General features: G+C 38.7%; 3 protein-coding genes. All 3 read left to right on the top strand.

Annotation, left to right across the window (positions count from 1 at the left end; genetic code table 11):
- On the top strand, positions 1 to 1,688 hold a 1,688-nt coding region (locus RWZ99_RS09175; RefSeq protein ID WP_314678292.1), incomplete at its 5' end, for an ATP-dependent Clp protease ATP-binding subunit.
- Between the two features lie 479 nt (positions 1,689 to 2,167).
- Positions 2,168 to 2,569 (top strand): excalibur calcium-binding domain-containing protein, encoded by a 402-nt coding sequence (locus RWZ99_RS09170; protein ID WP_314678289.1) that lies wholly within the window; start codon positions 2,168 to 2,170, stop codon positions 2,567 to 2,569.
- Positions 2,541 to 3,023, top strand: coding sequence for a thioredoxin domain-containing protein (locus RWZ99_RS09165; protein WP_314678287.1), 483 nt, complete (start codon positions 2,541 to 2,543; stop codon positions 3,021 to 3,023). Before RWZ99_RS09170 ends, RWZ99_RS09165 begins: the two co-directional genes overlap by 29 nt.
- Positions 3,024 to 3,153: the final 130 nt, after the last annotated feature.

Below are 3,153 nucleotides of genomic sequence, written 5' to 3'. Positions count from 1 at the left end.
ATGTTCCAGCTGCAATCAAGAACAAAGAAATCATCTCAATTGATATTTCAGGACTCGAAGCTGGTACTCAATACCGTGGTAGTTTTGAAGAAAACATTCAAAACTTGGTAAATGAAGTCAAAGAAGCTGGAAATATTATCCTCTTCTTCGATGAAATCCACCAAATTCTTGGTGCTGGTAGCACTGGTGATGGTCAAGGATCTAAAGGTCTGGCTGATATCTTGAAACCTGCCCTTTCACGTGGTGAATTGACAGTGATTGGTGCAACAACTCAAGATGAATACCGTAACACTATCTTGAAGAATGCTGCCCTTGCTCGTCGTTTCAACGAAGTTAAGGTCAATGCTCCTTCTGCTGAAGATACCTTCAAGATTCTCCAAGGTATCCGTGACCTTTATGAAAAACACCACAATGTTATCTTGCCAGATGACGTCTTGAAAGCAGCGGTTGATTTCTCTGTACAATATATTCCACAACGTAGTTTACCAGATAAGGCTATCGACCTTGTCGATGTAACTGCTGCTCACTTGGCAGCACAACATCCAGTAACTGATGTGAATGCTGTGGAACATGAAATTGAAGCTGAAAAAGCGAAACAAGAAGCTGCAGCTGCTAAAGAAGATTACGAAGCAGCTCTAAATGCTAAGGTTCGTATTGAAGAACTTGAAAAGAAAATTGCTAACCACACCGAAGACCTTAAAGTCACAGCAACTGTTAACGATGTGGCTGAATCTGTAGAACGTATGACTGGTATTCCAGTGTCACAAATGGGTGCAACTGATATCGAACGTCTAAAAGATATGGGTCACCGTTTGCAAACCAAAGTTATCGGTCAAGATAAAGCCGTTGAAGCAGTGGCACGTGCTATCCGTCGTAACCGTGCAGGATTTGACGAAGGTAACCGTCCAATCGGTAGCTTCCTCTTTGTAGGTCCTACTGGTGTTGGTAAAACTGAGTTGGCTAAACAGTTGGCTCTTGATATGTTTGGTACTAAAGATGCTATCATCCGTTTAGACATGTCAGAATACAGTGACCGAACAGCCGTTTCTAAATTGATTGGTACAACAGCTGGTTATGTTGGTTATGATGACAATAGTAATACTTTGACAGAACGTGTGCGCCGTAATCCTTACTCAATCGTCCTTCTTGACGAAATTGAAAAGGCTGACCCTCAAGTTATCACACTTCTCCTCCAAGTTTTGGATGATGGTCGTTTGACAGATGGTCAAGGTAACACTGTAAACTTCAAGAATACTGTCATTATCGCAACTTCAAACGCAGGATTTGGCTATGAAGCTAACTTGACAGAAGATGCTGATAAACCAGAACTTATGGATCGTTTGAAACCTTACTTCCGTCCAGAATTCCTTAACCGTTTCAATGCTGTCATCGAGTTCTCACACTTGAGCAAGGAAGATCTTTCTAAGATTGTCGACCTTATGTTGGTTGAAGTTAACAAGACACTTTCTAAGAAAGACATTGACTTGGCAGTTAGCGAAGCTGCAAAAGAATACATGACTGAAGAAGGCTACGATGAAGTCATGGGTGTTCGTCCACTCCGTCGTGTGGTTGAACAACAAATCCGTGACAAAGTCACAGACTTCCACTTGGATAACCTTGATGCTAAACACCTAGAAGCTGATATGGAAGACGGTGTCTTGGTTATCAAAGAAAAAGATGCTAAATAAAAAGCATAAAACCTCCTAATCCTATTTATGAAGCAGAGATGTTAGATATCTCTGCTTTTCTTTTTTATAAATTTTTTAGACTTTCCTTGGGTGCTAGGGACGGAAGCGACTTCCTACCGGAATTCCATTCCTAAGATTTGAGCCTGAGTCTCAAATCTTCCGAGTGATAGAAGCAATATTGCTTCTATCACTTTTAGCACAGGGGAAAGTCTAGTTTGGGGTAGTAGGAAAATCTAGCACCAATCTTTACGAAAATGAGATAAAACTCTTTTAATTATAATAATCTAAAAACTAATTTAGATTTAGATTCTATTTTCAAGAAAGCGTTGACAACGCATTCATATAGCTATATAATTTTTGTGTAAAATTAAATGAAGATTTTTAGCTGTTTAAACCTTACTATTGTTTTGAGATTTAAAGTTTTTGTTTAAGGAGATTCTTGTATTATGATTTTTAAAAAAGTAGTATTAATTTTTGCAGTGTTCCTAACTCTTTCTCTAATTGTTGGGTGTAGTGAAAGCGATACAAGTAGTAAAGGTAGTTCTTCCAGTAGTACTGTTCAGTCTCAACAGAGTACGGATGAGTCTGTAAAAACTGAGGAGGGAAGTCAAACAGAGGAGGCGGCACAACAGGCCGAGGCAGCCCCTCAAGCAGAGGAGGCGGCACAACAGGCCGAGGCAGCCCCTCAAGCAGAGGAGGCAACACAACAGGCCGAGGCAGCCCGTCAAGCCCAAGAGAATCAACAGCAAGCAGGTCAGAGTGCTTATTATGCTAATTGTACTCAGGCTAAAAATGCTGGTGCCGCTCCACTTTATAGTGGACAACCGGGTTATTCTAGAAAACTAGATCGAGATGGCGATGGTATTGCGTGTGAGAAGTAGACAATTTCAAAAAATAACTATAATTCTAATTTTAGCAGTAGTTAGCTTCTTTTTTATAACTCAGAGATCATTTTCATTTAGAGAACCAAAGAATTACGAAGAAGCTATTAGCTATTTTGAAGAGATTCCAATTAAAGAAGTGAAGAGCAAACTTGAAAATGATGATAGGTTTATATTATATATTGGCCGTAAAACTTGTCCATATTGTCGACGCTTTGTTCCAAAGTTAGCTCAAGCAGCTTATGATACAAAAATAAAAGTTTATTATGTAAATAGTGATTCTGAGGAAAAGGAAGAAATTACAAAGTTTGCACATTCAAAGGGGATAAAAACAGTCCCCAGTTTAGGTTTTTATAGGTCGAACAAGTTAGATAGTCTGCTAAAAAAAGGTAGTAAATCTACTGTAGAAGAGATTAAAAGTTTTCTTAAAGATAAAAAGATAAGTTTACAATAACTCAAGTCTCTATAAGTTCTTTTGATGCTGAAAAAGCTGAATAACGATAAAGGTAAGTAGCACAAGCTACCTACCTTTCAGAACGTAGACAAACGTCATTTTTGGCGTTTGTCTTTTTGTATTTTCAAAA

Source organism: uncultured Streptococcus sp., from assembly GCF_963545685.1.
In the GTDB taxonomy this organism is placed as follows: Bacteria; Bacillota; Bacilli; order Lactobacillales; family Streptococcaceae; genus Streptococcus.
Note: the sequence above shows the minus strand (reverse complement) of the source record. Positions and strands in the feature narration are given on the sequence as shown.